Source organism: Ruegeria sp. H6 (genome assembly GCF_056532975.1).
The window spans coordinates 330,462-347,282 of sequence record NZ_JBQFOA010000001.1 but is presented as its reverse complement, the minus strand read 5'-3'; the positions used below and the strand labels follow the sequence as shown (position 1 = coordinate 347,282).

15 protein-coding genes are annotated in these 16,821 nt (G+C 59.0%); 11 read left to right on the top strand and 4 right to left on the bottom strand.

Going from position 1 to position 16,821, the window contains the following annotated elements; all coding sequences use genetic code 11:
* Window positions 1-4 precede the first annotated feature (4 nt).
* The 3 genes from ACR0AG_RS01665 to ACR0AG_RS01655 form a co-directional block, all read right to left on the bottom strand.
* A complete protein-coding gene (locus ACR0AG_RS01665; protein WP_480835763.1) occupies window positions 5-922 on the bottom strand; it encodes a dihydrodipicolinate synthase family protein in 918 nt (305 codons plus the stop codon).
* 8 nt (window positions 923-930) lie between these two features.
* Window positions 931-1,641 (bottom strand): GntR family transcriptional regulator, encoded by a 711-nt coding sequence (locus tag ACR0AG_RS01660; RefSeq protein WP_480835762.1) that lies wholly within the window; start codon window positions 1,639-1,641, stop codon window positions 931-933.
* Window positions 1,642-1,857: 216 nt separating this feature from the next.
* Window positions 1,858-2,772 (bottom strand): LysR family transcriptional regulator, encoded by a 915-nt coding sequence (locus ACR0AG_RS01655; RefSeq protein ID WP_480836859.1) that lies wholly within the window; start codon window positions 2,770-2,772, stop codon window positions 1,858-1,860.
* A 206-nt stretch (window positions 2,773-2,978) separates the two neighbouring features.
* On the opposite strand from ACR0AG_RS01655, the gene ACR0AG_RS01650 reads away from it, so the two are divergent.
* The 11 genes from ACR0AG_RS01650 (at window position 2,979) to ACR0AG_RS01600 (ending at window position 14,786) form a co-directional block, all read left to right on the top strand.
* Window positions 2,979-3,965 carry an aldo/keto reductase gene (locus tag ACR0AG_RS01650; RefSeq protein WP_480835760.1) on the top strand — a complete coding sequence of 329 codons (987 nt, stop codon included), beginning with the start codon at window positions 2,979-2,981 and terminating at the stop codon, window positions 3,963-3,965.
* Between the two features lie 61 nt (window positions 3,966-4,026).
* Entirely contained in the window at window positions 4,027-4,764 is a 738-nt protein-coding gene (locus ACR0AG_RS01645; protein ID WP_480835757.1) for an SDR family NAD(P)-dependent oxidoreductase, read from the top strand.
* An 8-nt stretch (window positions 4,765-4,772) separates the two neighbouring features.
* On the top strand, window positions 4,773-5,720 hold the full coding sequence (locus ACR0AG_RS01640; RefSeq protein WP_480836857.1) for an NAD(P)-dependent oxidoreductase: 948 nt from the start codon (window positions 4,773-4,775) through the stop codon (window positions 5,718-5,720).
* Window positions 5,721-5,962: 242 nt separating this feature from the next.
* Entirely contained in the window at window positions 5,963-6,988 is a 1,026-nt protein-coding gene (locus tag ACR0AG_RS01635) for an ABC transporter ATP-binding protein (RefSeq protein WP_480835754.1), read from the top strand.
* Window positions 6,985-8,085, top strand: a complete 1,101-nt coding sequence (locus ACR0AG_RS01630; RefSeq protein ID WP_480835751.1) for an ABC transporter ATP-binding protein — start codon at window positions 6,985-6,987, stop codon at window positions 8,083-8,085. The genes ACR0AG_RS01635 and ACR0AG_RS01630 overlap by 4 nt, the downstream gene beginning before the upstream one ends.
* Before the next feature lie 3 nt (window positions 8,086-8,088).
* A complete protein-coding gene (locus tag ACR0AG_RS01625) occupies window positions 8,089-9,609 on the top strand; it encodes an ABC transporter substrate-binding protein (protein WP_480835748.1) in 1,521 nt (506 codons plus the stop codon).
* Window positions 9,610-9,667: 58 nt separating this feature from the next.
* Window positions 9,668-10,612 carry an ABC transporter permease gene (locus ACR0AG_RS01620; protein ID WP_480835746.1) on the top strand — a complete coding sequence of 315 codons (945 nt, stop codon included), beginning with the start codon at window positions 9,668-9,670 and terminating at the stop codon, window positions 10,610-10,612.
* Window positions 10,613-11,497 carry an ABC transporter permease gene (locus ACR0AG_RS01615; RefSeq protein WP_480835744.1) on the top strand — a complete coding sequence of 295 codons (885 nt, stop codon included), beginning with the start codon at window positions 10,613-10,615 and terminating at the stop codon, window positions 11,495-11,497.
* A gap of 18 nt (window positions 11,498-11,515) precedes the next feature.
* Window positions 11,516-13,297: a gamma-glutamyltransferase family protein gene (locus ACR0AG_RS01610; protein ID WP_480835742.1), complete on the top strand. Its 1,782-nt coding sequence runs from the start codon at window positions 11,516-11,518 to the stop codon at window positions 13,295-13,297.
* Complete coding sequence (locus tag ACR0AG_RS01605) at window positions 13,294-14,040, top strand: DUF1028 domain-containing protein (RefSeq protein ID WP_480835738.1); 747 nt, start codon at window positions 13,294-13,296, stop codon at window positions 14,038-14,040. The genes ACR0AG_RS01610 and ACR0AG_RS01605 overlap by 4 nt, the downstream gene beginning before the upstream one ends.
* Window positions 14,041-14,051: 11 nt before the next feature.
* Window positions 14,052-14,786: a FadR/GntR family transcriptional regulator gene (locus tag ACR0AG_RS01600; protein WP_480835736.1), complete on the top strand. Its 735-nt coding sequence runs from the start codon at window positions 14,052-14,054 to the stop codon at window positions 14,784-14,786.
* A gap of 85 nt (window positions 14,787-14,871) precedes the next feature.
* On the opposite strand, the gene ACR0AG_RS01595 is transcribed toward ACR0AG_RS01600, so the two are convergent.
* A complete protein-coding gene (locus ACR0AG_RS01595; protein ID WP_480835734.1) occupies window positions 14,872-16,503 on the bottom strand; it encodes an acyl-CoA synthetase in 1,632 nt (543 codons plus the stop codon).
* Window positions 16,504-16,821 lie beyond the last annotated feature (318 nt).

Below are 16,821 nucleotides of genomic sequence, written 5' to 3'. Positions count from 1 at the left end.
TGTCTTATCCTTCTGCCACGATATAGGCGATTTTGCGTTTCAGCACGCGCGTGACCTGTTCCAACGCGCGTTTGTCATCCTTGTTCAGGCCCTTCAGCGGCGGGCGCATGATGCCAGCATCAATGCCGTTCATGGTGACACCGTGCTTGATGGTCTGGATGAACTTGCCGCCTTGTTCCAGCACGTGCATCAGCGGCAGCATTGCGCTCATGATGCGGCGGCCTTTGTCGAAATTGCCCTCGACCACGCAGGCATTGTACAGCGCCACATGTTCGGCTGGCAGAAAGTTCGACCCGCCACAGACCCAGAACGGCGCCCCCCAGGCAAAGAACTCCAGCGCCTGGTCGTCCATGCCGCAGCCCAGCTGGATATGCGGATAGTCGCGCGCCAGCAGGTGCACCCGGTTGATATCGCCCGAGCTTTCCTTGATGCCGCAGAAATTGCGGCTGCGGCCCACACGGTCCAGGAATTCCTCGCCCATCATGGTGCCGGTGCGGTGCGGATAGTTATAGAGCATCACCGGCAGATCAGCCGCTTTGTCGATGGCCAGAGCGTTCAGCGCATTTTCCCGGTCGGTGGGCACCGAATAGGCCGGGCTGGCCAGCAGGATCGCATCCGCCCCGATCTCGCGCGCGCCTGCCGCCAGCGCGATCGAATCCGGCGTCATCATCGCCCCCGTGCCAACAACCAGCGGCAGGCGTCCTTTCAGACGGTCATGGGTGAACTTCGCCACCTCAAGGCGCTCGGCCACGGGTTGGGCATAGTTTTCACCGGTCGAGCCGCCCGAGATCAGGCCATGCACGCCATTTTCAACCAGATAGTCGATCACGTCCGACAGCGCGTCCCAATTGACGCTGCAATCATCGTGAAAAGGGGTCACAACAGGTGTGTAGATCCCTTCGAATTTGAATAGGGGGGTCATCTATATCCTCATGCAGGGTCTTTTCGCGCCATGGATCCCAGCGGCAGGTCAAGCCCGGCAGGCGTGACGAACAGCTCGATCTGGTCGCGGGACAAGTTCCAGTGATCGATGGCCAGCTGCGCAGCAGCCGCCTCATCGCCCGCCTCGATGGCGGCGATGATGGCGTCATGCTGGGAACTGGCGACAGCGAGATTTTCGGCCATGGCCGCGTCCTGCGGCCGATAGAACGTCATGCCAACACGGGCATGGTCGATCAGCAGCCGTTTGAACGAGGGCAGCAGATAGATGTTATCGGCCATTTCGCCGGTGATCTCGTGAAACAGGTTGTTGGCCATTGCGCGGTCCGCACCGGAACCCGACCGCAGCGCGGCTTTGAAGGCGTCTTGCGCCTGCTTCAGCGCCTCAATCTGATCAGGCTTTGCATTCACCGCGGCGAGCTGCAGAATACCACCGTAAATCATGGGAGCGGCCAGGAAGAAATCGCGCAGTGTTGTGTAGGACATGTCCGACACACGGGCACCGCGGTTATCGCGCAGCTCAAGATAGCCTTCCCCGGCAAGCTGGCGAAATACCTCGCGCAAGGGCGTTCGAGACAGGTCAAACTGCTCAGATAGGGTCGCCTCATCCAGATCCGCACCCGGTTTCAGCGCAAGCGTCATGACGGATGTTTTCAGATACGCATAAAGCTGCTGTTTCTTGCGACGCGAGGCGTCCTTCATCTGTGTACTCCTTTCGAACGACGCAACCCGAGGCGAAAACGGAATCGCCGCAGTTTCTACGATCAACTAGGTATATCTATTCAGTATTCAAATTGTGTACAAGAAAAAAACAATGAAAGTTCAAGCTGCGAAAACACAGGTGAAAGAGCCCATGGGGTCGTTCTCACGCATTGGGAAAGGACATCTGCACCACCGGTTGCACTTTGGTGCTTCGTGTCAGATCGGCGGCAATTTATGTTGTTTTCGAATGATGTTGGTCAACGCGGAAAGGCCGGGATGTTTGTGCCGCCGACTTGCATAATAGATGTGAAGGGGCTCATCCGGTGAGGCATGCGCGTCCAACACGATGCGCAAGCTTTCTTCCTTCAATTCCTTGGCGACGCGTGACTGCAGCACATAGGCAAGGCCCAATCCGGCCTTGGCCGCGGAAATGGTGGTTGCTGTGTCTTTGATCGTGATATTGCCCGGCACTTTTTGGGCGCGATCCACACCGTTCTCTTGCAATTCCCAAGCGTAATTTGACCCGTCGCCCAACTGCAATTGCAGGCAGGTATGATGGCTCAGGTCCGACGGAACCTCAGGGGTGCCCCTCGCGTTCAAATAGCTGGGCGCGCCGACGACGACCCATCGCAGGGGGCCGGTCAAGGGAACTGAAACCATATCTTCGGGCACGTGGTGTCCATATCTGATGCCTGCATCAAACCCTTCTGCCACGATGTCGATAGGGCGTTCTTCAACGGCCATGCTCAGGCGGATATCGGGGCACCTTTCGACAAAGTGGGGCAGGGCAGGCGCAAGCAGCAGATAGGCCGCATCCGAAGATGCATTGATCCGCAACTCGCTGAAGCTGGCAGCACCCGGCGCGTCGATGTCCTGGAGCGCCTGCTCAATCGTGTCGAAGCCTTTCTCCAGAGTTTTGGCAAACTCGGTGCCCAGATCCGTCGGCATGACGGAACGGCTGGTCCGGTTCAGAAGCTTTGCGCCCAATTTGGATTCCAGCCGTCGTATGGCATGGCTGGCGGCTGATGGCGTCACGCCAAGCTCAATCGCCGCGGCAGTGAAACTGCGACGGCGCATGATGGTCAGAAAGAGGCGTAGATCTGCGAAATTTGTCTGGCTGGCTTTTTGAATAGTGAACGCCCCTCAGCTTTGGATTGAACTAGGTTCAACTAATAGCAATTCAACTTCAAGTCCATTGGGCCTATTTCTGCCTGAGATCGCATTTCTGAGCGAAATGAAGAACACCCGTCGAACCGGGTCTTCGTATTTTTAATATCGGGTGGTGACTGCTGTTGGTACGGCCCGACCTTCCTGACCAATCCTCTGAGGGCAATTTCATGCAAACAAGACTATTCGGTCGAACGGACCGCCGCGTTTCCGAAATCGGGTTTGGCGCCTGGGCCATCGGCGCTGATTGGGGTGCTGTTTCAGAAGAGGACGCGCATATTGCACTCAACGCGGCGCTGGATGCTGGAACCAGTTTTATTGACACTGCGGATGTCTACGGCGATGGACGGTCCGAGCGTATCATCGCTGATGTCTTGAAGGCGCGCGGTGGGAACCGGCCTTTTGTCGCGACCAAGGCAGGGCGGAGGCTTTCTCCGCATCTGGCAAGCGGCTACTCGCGGGAAAACCTGTCGGCATTTGTCGATCGGTCGCGGGAAAATCTGCAGATGGATTGTCTTGATCTTGTTCAATTGCATTGCCCACCCACCGAGGTCTTTTATCAGCCCGCAGTGTTCGACGCGCTGGAGGGCCTTGTCGCGGACGGGAAAATCAAGGGCTATGGTGTTTCGGTCGAAAAAGTCGAAGAAGGCCTTAAGGCGTTGGAATTTCCCGGCGTCGCTTCGGTTCAGATCATTTACAATATCTTCCGACAGCGCCCCGCGCAGCTGTTCTTTCGCGAAGCCAAAGCGCGCGATGTTGCCGTAATCGCACGGGTGCCGCTGGCTTCGGGCCTGTTGACCGGCAAGATGAGCGCAACATCCGAATTCGCGCCGGAAGACCACCGGGCCTATAACCGCAATGGCGAAGCCTTCGACAAAGGCGAGACCTTTGCCGGTGTGCCGTTTGACATAGCGCTCGACGCTGTCGATGAAATTCGGAAACTGGTGCCTCAGAACATGACGATGGCGCAGTTCGCCTTGCGCTGGATCCTTATGGAAGATGCGGTCAGCGTCGTCATTCCGGGGGCAAAGACGGCGACACAGGCCAAAGGGAACGCGGCGGCCAGCGGCTTTCCCCCGCTGACAGCCGAGACCATGGCGGCGTTGCGCGAACTCTACGCATCGCGGCTGGCGCCTTATGTCCACCATCATTGGTAAGTTTTGCAAACAAGACGTCCTTTGCAGTTACGAGGACGCATAACATCACGGGGAGGCTCAAATGCCCGAGTTCGCACATTACCCAAGCCTGAAAGGCAAGCGCGTGCTGGTAACAGGCGGTGCGTCCGGCATTGGGGCGTCGACAGTCGAAGCCTTTGCTGAACAGGGGGCGGATATTGCCTTTCTGGATCGCGATGCTTCGGCATCGCAACAGGTGGCCGACAGAACAGGCGCACGGTACGCGTTATGTGATCTGCGTGACATAGCTGCGCTGCAAGAGGCGATTGCTAGCCTGGGGCCATTCGACGTTCTTGTAAACAATGCCGCGCGCGATGACAGGCACAATTGGGAAGACGTGACGCCGGAATATTGGGATGAGCGCATGGCAACGAACCTGCGCCATATGTTTTTTGCCATCCAGGCCGTCGCCCGGGGCATGATTGCAGCCGGCGGAGGCTCGATCATCAATATCGGCTCGAATTCGTGGTGGGAAACCAAGGGCGGTTTCCCGGCCTACGCGACGGCGAAATCCGGTGTCCACGGTCTGACGCGGACCATGGCGCGCGATCTGGGCGGTCACAGGATACGCGTTAATACAATCGTTCCGGGCTGGATCATGACAGAACGGCAAAAGGACCTTTGGGTCACGCCGGACGCGATTGAGTTTCAGAAAAAGGAACAATGCCTGCCCGACCTGATCGAACCGATCTATGTTGCGCGGATGGTGTTGTTCCTTGCCTCGGACGATTCTGCCATGTGCACGGCGTCGAACTATATGGTTGAGGCGGGCTCCATCTAGGGCGCTCAATCCAACACTCCATCGAAAGCAGACAAAGCAACCGAAAAAGGAAAGCCAGGATGTCAAAGACCCAAATCGGATTTGTGGGCGTGGGCCTTATGGGCCACGGGATGGCTAAAAACATCTTGAGCAAGGGCTATCCTGTAGCCGTCATTGCGCACCGAAACCGCGCGCCGGTCGAGGATCTTATGGCGCATGGCGCAACCGAGATGCGGGATTTGCAGGAGCTCGCGGCCTTGTGCGACGTCATCCATATCTGTGCGCCCGGATCGCCTCAGGTCGAAGACATCGTGGGCGCCATGTTGCCTCATCTCAAAATGGGCGCAGTCGTCATCGATTGCTCGACTTCCGACCCCACATCAACCGAAAAGCTGGCCGCGCGCCTCGCGGATCAAGGGTGCGAGATTGTGGATGCGCCGCTCGGGGGCACTCCGGTTCAGGCCGAGGCTGGCGCGTTGAGCACCATGGTCGGCGCGACCGATGACACGTTTGCCAGGGTTCGTCCGATCCTGGCCTGCTGGGCTCAGGTTATCGTGCATCTGGGCCCCACGGGGTCGGGGCACAAGATGAAGCTGCTGAACAACTTTCTGTCGCTCGGATACGGTGCTCTCTATGCCGAGGCTCTGTCGCTGAGCCGCAAAGTGGGCATTTCAGTCGAACAATTTGACAGCGTCATCCGCGGCTCGCGCATGGATTGCGGATTCTATCAGACCTTCATGGGGTACGCTGTCGAGGGCAATCGGGAGTCGCACAAATTCACCCTATCGAACGCATACAAGGACATGCGCTATCTGGCATCGATGGCCGACGCCGCCGGTGTCGCCAACCCGGTAGGCAATGCGATCAAGAACTCGGTGGCTCTGGCGGTCAACACGGGTGGAGACGGGCCGGAAGACTACATCCCGCATCTGGTGGACTTTGTGGCCAAGGCCAACGGTTTGGCCAAAGACACATAGATCATTTAATAAATCACAATTGCAGCTGGGGTGATCAGCATCCCGCTTCCTGCCTGCTTCTCTGATGCCCATTCAGGGTCCGAACTTCTATTTCGGGCGCTGACTCCGCTCCTATTTTCAACTGATAAAGCTGAAATTTTAGGCGCCCGTCGCAGGCTTTTCGCCTGATGGGTGAAAAAAACTGGCAAAGTGAGCGAACCTATTTATAATTGGTTTGTACTCTTCGAATCGAGGTCACCCGCTTGAACACCGCTGATGCCAAGACCCCCAATGGCCATCAGAGCCGTCGGACTTTACTGGAGCTTTCGAACCTCACGCTGAGTTTCAAAGGCCAAACGAACGATGTTGTCCAGGGCGTCAACCTTCGTGTGCACCAGGGTGAGGTTCTGTGTATCGTAGGGGAATCCGGATGCGGTAAAAGCGTCACGTCGATGGCGCTGATGGGGTTGCTTCCACCGAAGTTCTCGCAAATTTCCTCAGGAAACCTGTCGATCCTGGCTGAAAATTGGGATCTATCGACAGAACAACTGCCAGCCAATATGCGCGGCAACAAGATCTCGATGATTTTTCAGGAACCTATGACCTCGCTCAACCCCGCGTTCCGGATTGGGGATCAGATTGCCGAGGTTGTACAGCGCCATAGCGATGTAGGGCGCGGCGACGCGATGGATCGCGCCAAGGATATGCTCGGGCGCGTCGGGATCGCGGACCCTGAACGCAGGTTGCGACAATATCCGCACCAATTGTCCGGTGGTATGCGCCAGCGGGTGATGATCGCCATGGCGCTGGCGAATGATCCTGATGTTTTGATTGCAGATGAGCCGACAACCGCGCTGGATGTCACCATTCAGGCGCAAATCCTGGACCTGATCCGGGATCTGAGGGATGCGACGGGCATGGGCACCGTCATGATCACCCATGATTTGGGTGTCGTTGCCGAAATCGCAGACACGGTCGCGGTCATGTATGCCGGGCAGGTTGTCGAACAGGGGCCGGTGCGGGATGTGTTCGACAACCCTCAGCACCCTTATACGATCGGATTGATGAGCGCGATGCCGCGTTTTGACCGTCCGGGCGAACCACTGGCCATCGTGCCGGGTACGGTTCCGACAATTGCCAATATGCCAAGCGGATGCCGGTTCCGCAGTCGCTGTGCCTTTGCCACGGAACTCTGCACCGGTCGGCCGAAACTGGAAGATCAAGGCGCAGGGCATGAGGTCGCCTGCCATTTTGCCCCGCTCGAAGCGCATGTGAGGGTCAGCGCATGAGCGGCGAGATCATCCTTGAGGCGGTCGATGTGGTAAAGCACTTTGGTGCCGATGGCGGATGGCTATCGCGCAAAGCCGCCGTGCAGGCCGTTGATGGCGTTTCAGTACAGATCAGGCAGGGTGAGACCTTTGCCATCGTCGGAGAATCCGGTTGCGGCAAGTCCACGCTGGCCCGGCTGTTGATGCGGTTGCTTGAACCCACGGATGGCCTTGTCAAATTCGACGGCACGGATGTCAGCCATGCGCAAGGCGAACATCTGAAAGCCCTGCGCGGTGACATGCAGTTTATCTTTCAGGACCCGTTTTCGTCGCTCAATCCAAGGATGAGCGTGGGTCAGTTGGTGGGTGAACCGCTTGAAGTACATGCGCCCGAACTCAGCCCAACGGACCGGCGTGAACGCGTCGCCGCGTTATTGCGCAAAGTTGGCCTGCGCGCGGCCCATGCTGACCGGTATCCGCATGAATTCAGCGGTGGCCAGCGGCAGCGGATCGGGATCGCCCGCGCGCTTGCGGCGGAACCGCGTCTTATCATCGGGGATGAGCCGGTCTCGGCGCTGGATGTCTCGGTTCAGGCGCAGGTGATCAACCTTCTGGCGGATTTGCAGCGCGAATTGGGCCTGACCCTTGTTGTGATCGCTCATGATCTGGGCGTCATCCGGCATATGAGCGACCGGGTTGCCGTCATGTATCTGGGCCGGTTTGTCGAAGTGGGCCAGGCCGAAGATGTGCTGTCGCGTCCACGTCATCCCTACACACAGGCATTGTTGGCGGCCATCCCGATGATGGACGCGCCGAACCGGGAAAAAGCACCCGAATTGCTGGGTGAATTGCCAAACCCGTCAAACCCGCCGTCGGGGTGCCGGTTTCACACGCGCTGTGCCTATGCGCGGGCCCAGTGCAAAACCGAAAGCCCCGTTCTGGACGGAGACGGGCATCAGACCGCCTGCCATTTCTGGGAGGAAATCGCGGAAACGCGCGCACCAGCCGAGCCGGCACAGAAGTCCGAGAAAGCCGAGGCGCGATTTGCCCTTTACCGTGCCGCCACCACCGGCGGCACCGTCATTCATAACACGAACCAACCAACAGCAGAGGAATAGACGATGAGATACGTGAAAAACGCCATGGTCACGGCCCTACTGGGCGCGACCGCACTGGCCGCGACGCCCGGGTTTGCCAAAGACCTGCGCATCGCCCTGCAATCGGATGCAGATGTTCTGGACCCCGATCAGTCGCGCACTTTTGTGGGCCGGATCGTTTACGCGTCGATGTGTGACAAGCTGGTCGACATTACGCCCGAGCTGGATATCGTCCCGCAACTTGCCACCGCGTGGGAGACCTCGGCAGATGGCAAGCAGATCACCATGCAGCTGCGCGAAGGCGTGGTGTTCCACGACGGCACCCCGTTCAACGCCGAGGCCGTGGCCGCCAATATCGAACGGTCGCAGACACTGGATGAATCCCGTCGCAAGTCCGAGCTGAAATCCATCACCTCGACCGATGTAACGGGTGAGTACGAGATTGTGCTGAATTTGGCCGGTCCCGACGCCACGCTGATTGCGCAACTGGCTGACCGGGCGGGTATGATGGTGTCTCCGACGGCCGCCGCTGCGGCAGGTGCCGATTTCGGACTGAACCCCGTGTGTTCCGGCGCGTTCAAGTTTGAGGAACGGGTGGCACAGGACAAGATCGTTCTGACCAAATTTGATGACTACTGGAACGCCGATGCGATACATTTCGACAGCGTCACTTTCCTGCCGATCCCGGATACCACCGTGCGTCTGGCCAACCTGCAATCCGGCGATATCGACATGCTGGAACGTCTGGCCGCGACCGATATCGCACAGGCCAAAGACGACAGCGATCTGGTGGTGGATAGCGCCGTTTCCTTCGGCTATCAGGGCATCACGTTCAACATCGACAATGGCGAAAAGGGCGACAACCCCTGGGGCAATGACAAACGTCTGCGTCAGGCGCTCAGCTATGCGATCGACCGCGGCGCACTGAATCAGGTGGTGTTCGAAGGCGCCTATGCGCCGGGCAACCAGTCCTTCCCGCCGAACTCACCCTGGTACAACACCAGCCTGCCGGTTGAAGGGCAGGACCTTGAAAAGGCCAAGGCTCTGCTGGCCGAGGCGGGGTATCCCGACGGGATCGACCTTGAGGTGCAGGTGCCAAACTCGACCGAGCCGCTGGCGGTGATGCAGGTGGTTCAGGCGATGGCGGCGCAGGCCGGGATCAACATCTCGCTGACCTCGAAAGAGTTTGCGACCTTGTTGGCCGACCAGTCGGCGGGCGACTACACTGCCAGCCAGATCGGATGGTCGGGCCGCGTGGACCCCGATGGCAACAACCATCAGTTCGTCACCACCGGTGGCGGCATCAATGACAGCCACTACTCGGACCCGAAAATGGACGAGATGATGAACAAGGCCCGCGTGCTGCCCAGTTCGGACGAGCGTAAGGCGCTCTATGACGAGGCGATGGTTCAGATGCTGGATGATCTGCCGCGTCTGTTCCTGTATCACGTCACCTGGATCTGGGCCTACAACGACAAGATGAAGAATTTTGTCGCCTATCCTGACGGCATGATCCGTCTGGAAAACGTCACCTGGGAAGAGTGATCCCACAACCCCGCGCGTCGTGATGGCGCGCGGGGTGTTTTCGCGCAAGAGGCTGATCATGTTCCCCTATCTGGTGCGCCGCATCCTGATCGCGGTGCCGACCATCATACTGATCTCTATCTTCGTTTTCTTCCTGCAAAAACTATTGCCGGGCGATCCCCTGCTGGTGCTTGCAGGCGAAGAACGTGACCCCGAAGTGCTGGAGTTTTTGCGCGAGAAATATCGACTGAACGACCCGATCCCGGTGCAATATCTCGCGTGGATCGGCAATGCGCTGCAGGGGGATCTGGGAACGTCTTTGCGGTCGAACCAGCCGGTCACCGAACTGATCGCAGAGAAACTGCCCGTTACGATCCAACTGGCCTCTATGGCGATCCTCTTTGCGCTGCTGATCGGCATTCCTGCGGGGATATTGTCGGCGGTCAAAAAGGGAACCGTCACCGACTATATTGCCAATATCGTGGCCTTATCCGGCCTGTCGATCCCGAATTTCTGGCTGGGCATCATGCTGATCCTGCTGGTTTCGGTAAAATGGCAATTGCTGCCCGCCTCGGGCTATGTACCGCTGAGTGAGGATTTCTGGCAATCCATCCGCACCATGCTGATGCCCGCCTTTGTGCTGGGCACCGGGCTGGCGGCCACGCTGATGCGGCACACGCGGTCGTCGATGTTGGGCGTTCTGAGTGCGGATTATGTACGCACCGCCCGCGCCAAGGGCTTGTCCGAGCGTGTGGTGATCCTGAAACACAGCTTTCGAAACGCGCTGACACCCATCGTGACGATCACCGCCCTGTTGTTTGGCGAATTGATTGCCGGTGCCGTCCTGACCGAGCAAATCTTTACCATTCCCGGCTTTGGCAAGTTGGTGGTGGATGCGGTGTTCAACCGGGATTATGCCGTCGTGCAGGGGATCGTATTGGTCACCGCCGTGGGGTTCATCGTCATGAACCTAATCGCCGACATGATGTATTTCTTTCTCAATCCACGCCTGAGGGAGCAGTAGATGACGGACGTCACCTCAGCCGAAACCGGGACTGACTCTGTTCTGGCGACCAAGCCCGAAAACCGGGTCTGGAAGAAACTGCGGGCGCATCGCAGCGCGATGTTTGGCGGGTGCCTGGTATTGTTCTTCCTGCTGGTTGCCCTGGCTGCGCCCTTGCTGCCCATTCCCGATCCGGCCGCAACCGATTGGGGGGCCGTTCGTAAACCCCCGAGTGCCTCGCATTGGCTGGGCACGGATGAGATCGGGCGCGATATCCTGTCGCGTATGATCTGGGGCGCCCAGGCCTCGCTGTTGGCCGGTGTCATTTCGGTTGGGGTCGCAGTTCTGCTGGGGGTGCCGCTGGGGCTGATCGCCGGTTTTTTTGGCGGTTGGACCGACGCCCTCATTTCGCGCTGTACCGAGGCGCTGCTGGCCGCGCCCTTCCTGATCCTTGCGATTGCACTGGCCGCTTTTCTTGGCCCATCCCTGACCAATGCGATGATCGCCATCGGTATCTCGGCGACGCCGATCTTTATCCGACTGACTCGCGGACAGGTCATCAATATCAAATCGGAAGACTACGTGGAAAGCGCGCGCGCCATCGGGTTGCCGACGCCCCGTATCCTCAGCCGGTATATTCTGCCCAACGTGCTGCCGCCCATTCTGGTGCAGGCCACGCTGACGATTGCCACGGCCATCATCGCCGAGGCCGCATTGTCTTTCCTTGGGTTGGGTCAGCAACCTCCTGCACCCAGCTGGGGATCGATGCTGAACACCGCCAAGAATTTCCTCAACCAAGCCCCTTGGATGGCCCTGTGGCCGGGGATATCCATCTTCCTTGTTGTGCTTGGTTTCAACTTATTGGGGGACGGGCTGCGAGATGCGCTCGACCCGCGCGAACACTAAATCAATACTGGAGCCACCATGTCCGATTTCACCACCCGCCCCGAGATACGAGGTACCTTCGGTGTTGTCACCTCAACCCACTGGATTGCCTCTGCGGTCGGGATGTCCATTCTTGAAAAAGGCGGCAATGCGTTTGACGCCGCCGTGGCCTGTGCTCTGACGCTGCAAGTGGTCGAGCCGCATCTGAACGGCCCGGCAGGGGACATGCCCGCAATTTTTCATTCGGCCCAAACCGGTGAGACGCAGGTGCTCTGTGCACAAGGCGTGGCCCCGGCGGGTGCAACAGTTGAACATTATACCGAACAAGGCCTGACACTGATCCCCGGGTCCGGGCTGCTGTCGACCGTGGTGCCGGGGGCCTTTGACGGTTGGATGCTGATGTTGCGCGATCATGGCAGCTTGTCCCTGCGCGAGGTCATGCAACCCGCCATCAACTATGCGCGCAACGGGCATCCTGTGTTGCCGCGTGTTGCCAATACGATTGCCGGGCTGGCGGATTTCTTTGCTCAGGAATGGCCCAGCTCGGCCGAGGTCTGGACACCGGGCGGCAAAGCGCCCGAACCTCATGCGCTGTTCCGTAACCCCGATCTGGCCGCAACCTACGACCGTCTGGCCGACAGCGCGGGCGAGACCCGGGAAGCGCAGATTGATGAGGCGCGGCGGCAGTGGCGGGAAGGGTTCGTGGCCGATGCAATCTTTGACTATCTGAAAGAAGCACATGTCATGGACGTCTCGGATGCCCCGCATTCTGCGGTGCTTGCCCGCGAAGACATGGTCAATTGGCGTGCAAGCTATGAACCACCGCTGTCATTCGAGTATGAGGGGTGGACGGTCAACAAGACCCATGCCTGGAGCCAGGGGCCCGTTATGTTGCAGGCGCTGGCGATTCTGAAAGGGTTCGATCTGGGCGCAATGGATCCGAACGGGGCAGAATTTGTGCATACCGTGATCGAGGCCATGAAACTCGCCTATGCAGATCGCGAAGCCTATTACGGCGATCCCGATCACAGCGATATTCCAATGGATGTGCTGCTGAGCGAGGACTACAACGCCGAGCGCCGCCAGCTGATCACCGCAAAAGCATCGCTGGAACAGCGCCCCGGGCGGGTGCCGGGATTTGAGCATTTGGCGGATGCCTACATTGAGCGCAGCGCCCGCGACTTCAATATCGGCGCGGTTGTGGCCCAGGAACCCACCATGTCGCACCTGACCGAAAAGCGTGGCGACACGGTACATCTGGACGTGATCGACCGCTGGGGTAACATGGTCGCGGCCACCCCGTCAGGGGGGTGGTTGCAAAGCAACCCGGTCATCCCCGGCCTGGGCTTCCCGTTGAACTCGCGCGCCCAGATGTTCTGGCTGGAACATGGCTTGCCCACCTCGCTTGCACCGGGCCGACGACCGCGTACCACACTGACGCCCAGCCTCGCTGAAAAAGACGGTGTGCGTCTGGTTTTCGGCACCCCGGGCGGGGATCAGCAGGATCAATGGCAGCTTATCTGGTTCCTGCGGTTCGTGCATTTCGGAATGGAATTGCAGGCCTGCATGGACGCGCCGCTGTTCCATTCGATGCATTTCCAGGGATCCTTCTTCCCGCGCGAGGTTCGGTCGGGCGAGATGATGATTGAACCCAATGTGGGCGCAGACACCATCGCCGATTTGCGCGCGCGGGGGCACAACGTTGTTGTTGCCGATCCGTGGACCATCGGTCGCCTGACGGCAGCTTTGCGCGAAACCGACGGTTCGATGCGCGCGGCGGCAACGCCACGGTTGATGCAAGCCTATGCGGCGGGCCGATGACCTGGTCGCTGATTGCCCGAGATGACGACGGAAGTATTGGGCTGATCGTCTCAAGCAAGTTCTTCGCCTGTGGGGCCGTGGTCCCTTATGTTGGGGCCAAAGTGGCCGTGGCCAGCCAGGCCTTTTGCAACCCGGTCTGGGGCACCGAAGGCCGCGCGCGGCTTGCGGCGGGCGAGGGCGCACAGGCCGTTCTGGACGATCTGGTTGCGCGCGACGAAGGGCGCGCGATCCGACAGGCCCATCTGATGGGGGCCGACGGAACCTTCGCGCTCCATACCGGTGCCGATTGCGTTGACTGGGCCGGACATCTGGCAAAAGAGACACATTCGGTCGCAGGCAACATGCTGGCGGGCCCCGAAGTGCTTGAGGCCACGTCCGAGACGTTTCTGAAACTTGCAGACCGGCCGTTTGCCGAACGACTGATCGGTGCGATGCAGGCCGGTCAGGACGCAGGCGGTGACAAGCGCGGAAGGCAGGCCGCCGGATTGGTTATCCACAGGGGCGAAGACCACCCCTGGCTTGATCTGCGTGCGGATGATCATTCGGACCCGCTGGATGAGCTTGCGCGGCTTTGGGACGTGGCCCAGGAAAGATACGTGCATTTCACCACGGGTATGCCCACTGCCGCGCGGTTTTCCGGATCGCCCCAGCGCGAAGGGATTGACGCCGCAATTGCCGCCGCCGAAGCTGCGCGCAAGGCGGAAGGGCGCGAAAGCGCATCTGCTGCGGTCGAGACAAACTAGCAGGGACATAGATGTCACTGAACGCAACATCATCACGGGTACGCGGTCAGCTTCTGGCACTGATTTCCGCGGGCGAGTGGGAAGGGCAGGGCAAACTGCCCACTGAACGGGCATTGGCGGATCGATTTGAGGTCGGGCGCAGGCATGTGCGCCAGGCGTTGGATGCGTTGGAAACCGAAGGTCTGGTTTGGCGCAAGCAAGGCAAGGGGACATTCATCGGCCAACCGGCTGACCCGATGGGCGACTTGGCCGCAAAAATCACAGGCGAGACCAATGCCCTTGAGGTCATGGAGGCCCGGCTGTGCATCGAGCCGGAACTGGCCGCGCTTTGCGCTGATCGGATGACCACCGAAGAGGTTGGCCGCCTGCGTCATCTGGCACAGCGCCAATTCGAGGCAGCCGACGCGCAAGCGACCGAGCTGTGGGACGGATCATTTCACCGGCTCATCGCGCAATGTGCCCGCAACCGCCCGCTTTTGACGGCCTATGCGCTGCTCGATAAAATCAGGTCTGATGCGACATGGGTGCGCATCCGGGCCAGGGTGCGCGACAAGGCCTCACTCGCGGTGACCCATTCCGAACATATGGCCATTGTCGAGGCGATTGCCCTGCATCACCGGGATGCCGCCCGACAGGCCATGCGGGATCATCTGGAAACCCGCTTTGCCGCTTTGGAAGGTGAATTGCTGGATCGCGGGCATGACGGACCGCTTGCGGCTGAACATGCAGGTGGCAAAACCGCATGACCAAGGCTCTAGCGGCAGGTGATACCGCTGAGACCTGCTCTGCCCAAGCCGTGTCTGACAGCAAAAGCTGAAATCACCTGATGTTCTAGGCGCGGGTCTGCCAGGTTTTGATCAGATCGCGCAGCTCGTTCTTGCGCACCTTACCTGTCGACGTCTTCGGCAAGTCCTGAAACACGACCTTTTTGGGCCGTTGATAGCCTGCCAGATGCGCGCGCGACATTTCAATGACCGCATCCTCGTCCAGATCAGTGCCAGGCTCGACCTCGACAAAGGCGCAGGGCACTTCGCCCCATTTTTCGTCGGGCATCGCGACAACCGCCGCAAGGGTGATGCCCGGTATCTGGTAGAGCGCATTTTCGACGACGATTGAACTGATGTTTTCGCCGCCTGAGATGATGATATCCTTGGATCGGTCGCGGATCTGTATGTAGCCATCCGGGTGACACACAGCGAGGTCCCCTGACCAGAACCAGCCATCGCGAAAGGCCTCATCCGTGGCCTCTTCGTTTTTGTAGTACCCCTTCATGACGATGTTGCCGCGAAACGCGATCTCGCCCATTGTCTCGCCATCCATAGGCACGGGGGCTCCGGTCTCTGGATCAAGAACCAGTACGTCTTCTTCCAGCTCGTAAGCCACACCCTGGCGCGCCTTGAGGTTGGCCTGTTCGGCCTTTGGCAAATCATCCCAATGCGGTTGCTGCGCACAGACCACGGCGGGGCCATAGACCTCGGTCAGACCATAGACATGCGTGATCGTAATCCCCATCGTCTCCATCGCGGCGATCACTGTCGCGGGCGGCGGGGCGGCCGCGGTCATCATCTTGATGGATTGCGGAAACTCTCGTTTTTCGGCCTCTGCCGCGTTGGCGATCAGCGACATGATGATCGGGGCACCACACAGATGCGTCACCGCGTGATCGGCAAAAGCATTGTAAATCGCATCTGCCCGCGGCGCGCGCAGGAAGACATGTGTGCCGCCAAGCATGGTGATCGTCCAGGGAAAGCACCAGCCGTTGCAATGGAACATCGGCAGGGTCCACAGATAGACCGGGAAATGCCCCATCGACCAGGTGATCACGTTGTTGGTCGCGTTGGTATAGGCCCCCCGATGAGAGTAAACGACGCCCTTGGGCCGCCCCGTGGTGCCGGACGTGTAATTCAGTGCGATGGCGTCCCATTCATCATCGGGCAGGCGATAGGGAAAACTCGGATCACCCTCGGCCAGTAATTCGTCGAAGGTCAGCGCGCCAATGCGCGGGCCGCCGGGTCCTTCAGGATCTTCGATGTCCACAACCAGAACATCACGGCCCAAGATTGCCAAAGCTTCTTTGGCAAGGCCGGAAAACTCAGTATCGACCAACACTATCCGTGCCTCACCATGCTCAAGGATATAGGCGATGGTTTCAGCGTCGAGCCGTGTGTTGTTGGCGTTCAGCACAGCCCCGATCATCGGCACCGCCAGCGCGCATTCCATGGCTTCGGGTATGTTCGGCGCGATCAGCGCGACCGTGTCGCCCTTGCCAATCCCGCGTTTCGACAGGGCAGAGGCAAGCCGTTTGCAGCGTTCGGCCACCTCGGCCCATGTGCGGCGTATCTCGCCATGAACCTCTGCCAATTTGTCGGGGTAAACACGTTCCGTCCGTTTCAGGAACGTCACCGGCGACAGCGGTGTGAAATTTGCCGGACGCTTTTCAAGTTCGGGGCCAGTGAAGTTCATTCGCCCTCCCATTCAGGCATTTCTTCTTTGGTGCTGGCATCGATATCACGCTCGGCGCCTCGCGCCGTCATGTTCTCAGCCATTGCATCTTCCGTAAAGGGATAAGCTGTATCTGTCGCGTGTTTCCATCGCCTCGGCCAGACTGGATTAAGCCGCGATTTGGTCAAAGGCCCAATGGGGCGAAGATGGATGAGATTTTTTAGGATGTGAGAAAAACTGACAAAGGCTTCAAATAAACTCGATAGGAATAATCGATTTCAAAGAGTTATATCAGGGTGAACCGAAAAAACCTCACGCAATTAGGTGATCGAGAGACAT